This is a genomic window from Bacteroidota bacterium (assembly GCA_034723125.1).
GTDB lineage: Bacteria > Bacteroidota > Bacteroidia > CAILMK01 > JAAYUY01 > JAYEOP01.
Map to the genome: position 1 here is coordinate 1 of JAYEOP010000308.1, position 2750 is coordinate 2750.

At 31.5% G+C, this 2750-nt stretch carries 3 protein-coding genes; 2 read left to right on the forward strand and 1 reads right to left on the reverse strand.

What is annotated here, in order from left to right; genetic code table 11:
• Nucleotides 1-108: 108 nt before the first annotated feature.
• Entirely contained in the window at nucleotides 109-1380 is a 1272-nt protein-coding gene (locus tag U9R42_08525) for a DEAD/DEAH box helicase (protein MEA3496066.1), read from the forward strand.
• Nucleotides 1381-1463: 83 nt separating this feature from the next.
• On the opposite strand, the gene U9R42_08530 is transcribed toward U9R42_08525, so the two are convergent.
• Nucleotides 1464-1982 carry an FKBP-type peptidyl-prolyl cis-trans isomerase gene (locus tag U9R42_08530; GenBank protein MEA3496067.1) on the reverse strand — a complete coding sequence of 173 codons (519 nt, stop codon included), beginning with the start codon at nucleotides 1980-1982 and terminating at the stop codon, nucleotides 1464-1466.
• Between the two features lie 128 nt (nucleotides 1983-2110).
• On the opposite strand from U9R42_08530, the gene U9R42_08535 reads away from it, so the two are divergent.
• Nucleotides 2111-2749, forward strand: a complete 639-nt coding sequence (locus U9R42_08535) for a peptidylprolyl isomerase (protein MEA3496068.1) — start codon at nucleotides 2111-2113, stop codon at nucleotides 2747-2749.
• Nucleotide 2750 lies beyond the last annotated feature (1 nt).

Below are 2750 nucleotides of genomic sequence, written 5' to 3' on the forward strand. Positions count from 1 at the left end.
TTGGTATTATATTCAATAATTTCGGAGGATATGATTTTTACGGAAAAGTTGCTTGTTAAGGATTGATAAAAAAGCATTGTATCTTTGCACTTGAAAAAATAGCAAAATATGAAGTTTGAAGATTACAATATTATTCCTGAGATAAAAAAGAATTTAGAGAAAGCAGGATTTAGGCGACCCACAGATATTCAATATAAATCAATACCTCATATATTAAATTCAGAGGATGTGCTTGCTGTTGCTCAAACAGGTACAGGAAAAACTGCTGCTTTTGCAATTCCTATCATAAACATGCTTCACAAACAAAAAAACATGAAACGCCCTGATGGTGTTAAATGCATTGTTATGGTTCCTACTCATGAACTAGCAAAACAAATAACAGATGTTTTTCAAGAGCTGGGACAAAATACGAGAGTGAAAACATATTATGTTATTGGTGGTGTGGAGCAAGACCCTCAAATTGAAAAATTAGAAAAAGGTGTTGATGTTTTAATAGCCACGCCTGGACGAGTATTTGACCTTGTAAATCAAGGACATCTTAGGTTGTCAAGAATAAAAATCCTTGTACTCGATGAAGCTGATCACATGCTTGACCTTGGTTTTATAAAAGATATTAATGACTTAATAAGATTTTTGCCTAGGAATCGTCAGACTTTATTTTTCTCTGCCACTATTGATGACAAAATTAAAAAGCTTGCATATTCATTGGTTCATAATGCTATTCGTATTCAAATATCTCCCAAAAATCCTGTTGCAAAAAACGTTAATCATTCGGTAGCTTTTATTGAAATGGATGATAAACGTTTTTTTCTTGAACGTGTGGTAAATGAAAATCTCGAAAGCAAAATTCTTGTTTTTGTGCGTACAAAAGTACGTGCAGAGCGAGTGTTAAAAGCAATGGAAAGAGTAGGGATAAAAAGCATGACCATACACAGCGACAAAGAACAGGATGAAAGATTTAAAATATTGGATAAATTTAAAAATGGCGATGTTAAAATGTTAATCGCTACAGACGTTAGTGCTAGGGGTATTGATATTCCCAATGTTGATTATGTAGTAAATTATGACTTGCCCGATAAATCTGAAAATTATGTTCATAGAGTTGGACGAACAGGTAGAGGAACGCAAAAAGGTTTTGCAGTTTCGTTTTGCAGTTCAAATGAAAAAGATATTCTAATAGAAATCCAAGAGTTTTTAAATAGTAAAATTGAAGTATTAAAAATTGACAAAAACGATTATGCAGATACACTTGATTTTACACAAGATACCGATGATAATTGGAAAGCTCTTATTGAAGATGCCAAAGTAACAAAGACTAAGAAGACTAAGGCTAAAACTAAAGCGATGACTAAGAAAAGACGAAAGAAAGCAAAGAAATAATTTGCTAAGTCACTACATCAACAACTCAACTCTCATTACTTCCCTTTCATTTATCAATCTATTACTTTGTTTTTGCAATGGTACTAATGACAATTCCCATCACAGCCATCACAACCCGTATGAGTAATGCTACCTTTTTGTAATTCTTCGGCTGTTGCTTCTCTCATATTACAAACTTCACCTTTAAAGTACAGGTCTTTGCCTGCCAAAGGATGATTAAAATCCATTTTTACTAAATCATCAGAAACAGTAATTACCTTGCCGTCCATTCTTCTGCCTTCTTTATCTTGCATAGGTACAATCTTGCCAACAACAAGTAATTCTTCTTGGAGTTTACCTTCTACTACAAACAAGTTTTTTGGGAGGTCAACAATAGCTTGATCATTTATAGGACCATAAGATTCTTCACTTTTTAAAACGAAATCAAATGTATCATTGTTTTTTAAGTTTTTTAGATTCTCTTCAAATTTTGCTAACATCTGACCTTTTCCAAAAATAAAAGTTAAAGGTTTATCTTCTTTGACTTCTTCTATTATTTCATTAGTTCCTTCTACTTTTAATGTATATGTTAGAGAAACGACTTTGTCTTTTGAAATGTTCATATTACCTTTTGATATTTAAAATATTTAAAATGTTTTTTATTTAGTGGGCAAATATATAGTTATTAATCAATATTAAACAAAAAAATGTGTAAACTTGTACTTTTTAAAAAATTAAAACTTATTGAAAAATGAAAACATTCTTATATTTTCTTCTTGCTTTCTCATTAGTATTGTTTGTTAACTGTGAAAAAGATGAACCAGAACCTAATCCTCCTGCTCCTCCCGCTCCGGTTACTAAATATGAAACAATAAAAATAACCACAGAATATGGTGATATTTTTATTTGGCTGTATGATAAAACGCCTAAACACAAAGAAAACTTTATAAAACTAACAACTGAAAAATATTTTGATAGCATTATTTTTCACAGGGTAATTAATGACTTTGTAATTCAAACAGGTGATCCTACCGGAACAGGAACAGGTGGACCCGGCTACAGAATTCCTGCTGAATTTGATACAAGTCTTAAGCATGTTTATGGTGCAGTAGGTGCAGCAAGGCTTTCTGATAATGTGAATCCTGACAGAGAATCAAGCGGTTCACAGTTTTATATTGTTGAAAATACTGATGGGACTTCTTTTTTAGATACTAAATACACTGTTTTTGGAATTGTATTTTCCGGATTAGATGCAGTTTCTGAAATTGCAGATGTAAAAACAAATACTAAAGACAAACCTATTGATGATGTTCACATGCTTAAAGTTCAAATAGTTGAATATTCAAAAAAAGAGTTAAAAGATTTATATGATTTTGAGATGCCTGAATAAT

Excerpts from the sequence above, each read along its gene's own strand:
- U9R42_08525 (MEA3496066.1), top strand. The coding sequence starts at position 109 with ATGAAGTTTGAAGATTACAATATTATTCCTGAGATAAAAAAGAATTTA.
- U9R42_08530 (MEA3496067.1), bottom strand. The coding sequence starts at position 1,982 with ATGAACATTTCAAAAGACAAAGTCGTTTCTCTAACATATACATTAAAA.
- U9R42_08535 (MEA3496068.1), top strand. The coding sequence starts at position 2,111 with ATGAAAACATTCTTATATTTTCTTCTTGCTTTCTCATTAGTATTGTTT.